The 1,383-nt window shown below is 58.9% G+C and carries 1 protein-coding gene; it reads left to right on the top strand.

Translation table 11 applies throughout. The annotated features are described in order from the left end of the window. On the top strand, positions 1 to 1,383 hold a 1,383-nt coding region (locus EDC30_RS19330), incomplete at both ends, for a type VI secretion system Vgr family protein (RefSeq protein WP_132260579.1).

Here is a 1,383-nt window from a genome sequence, read left to right as displayed (position 1 = left end):
CAATGGCGGGCGCGGCATTCGCTTCCATCGCGACGCGGCGGTCGAAGTTCAGGACACGATCCAGCAACTTGGCTGTGAACGCCTGTCGCAACCCGAAATCACCACCATTTCCGGTTGGGATTACAAGGCCAAGCGGGTGATTGCCGCATCGGCCACCACGATGCATCCGAGCATCAATAACAATACTCCTTTCGTGGAAAGCGCCGACTGGCTGGGTCTCTATCCATTTGCCAGCCAGGACGAGGCCGAGCATTACGTGCGCATCCTGCGGCAAGCCATGGATTGCCGCACCAAGACCTGGTTTGGACAAGGCACAGTGCGCACTTTCCGCGCCGGCACGGTATTCGACCTGACGGAAGCGCCTTTTCCGAAACAACCAGGCGAGCAAGAAGAGGAAAAGCATCGCCGATTCACGCTACTTGGCACGCTGCATGCCGGCGTCAATAATTTACCGACTGGGCTCAAGGCAGAATTGGCAGCAAGACTGGGACCGACGCCTGTCTACTCCGGTCAGCGTCCTACGCCAGAGTGGCGCGAAGATGGTTTCCATGCCGGTACTGCAATGGGGGATTTTCCTCCGCCAGGATCGCATTGGAACGACATGCCATCAGCACTGGAACAGCCTGGTGGCATCGGCACACCCGATGATGGCACCATCGCTGCTACCCATTTGCATCGCACCGTCTGGAACGCACTTCTGGCGGACGCGGACAAGCGTGGCTATGCCAACCGTTTTACCGCCATCCGGGCCGACGTGATATGGCGGCCGACGCTGCTCGATGGAACCGGGCTGCTTCTCAATCCAAAGCCGACAGCGCTAGGCAGCCAGACCGCGATAGTTGTTGGTCCCGACGGCAGCACAGCCGATGCCGGTACGGTACACACCGATGCATTAGGCCGCATCCGTATTCGCTTCCACTGGCAAACGGAAGAATCCAACACCTGCTGGGTGCGCGTCACGCAACTCTACGCCGGTCCCGGCTACGGCGCGCAATTCATTCCGCGCATCGGCCAGGAAGTCTTGGTCAAATTCTTTGGCAACGATATTGACCGCCCGATTGTCAATGGCGTGCTCTACAACGGCCAGGGGCAAGATGACGCTTCCGCCTTCATCGGCGCCAAGGACCATACCTCGGCCGGCCAGGATAACAAGATGGGGGCTGGCGCCTCTCCAGCCTGGCATGGCGCTGCTGCAGGTGAACATAAGCATGGCGCGTATCTGTCGGGATTCAAGAGCGTAGCCTTAGGTAGTGATGGCTATGGTCGACAGAATAACCAGTTGGTCTTTGATGACACTACCGGGCGGCTGCGCACGCAGTTAGCCACCGACACGGCATCCACACAGCTAAATCTCGGCCATCTGATCCATCAGGCGGATAACTA

The sequence above is a fragment of the Paucimonas lemoignei genome, from assembly GCF_004342585.1.
Lineage (GTDB): Bacteria > Pseudomonadota > Gammaproteobacteria > Burkholderiales > Burkholderiaceae_D > Paucimonas > Paucimonas lemoignei.
Note: the sequence above shows the minus strand (reverse complement) of the source record. Positions and strands in the feature narration are given on the sequence as shown.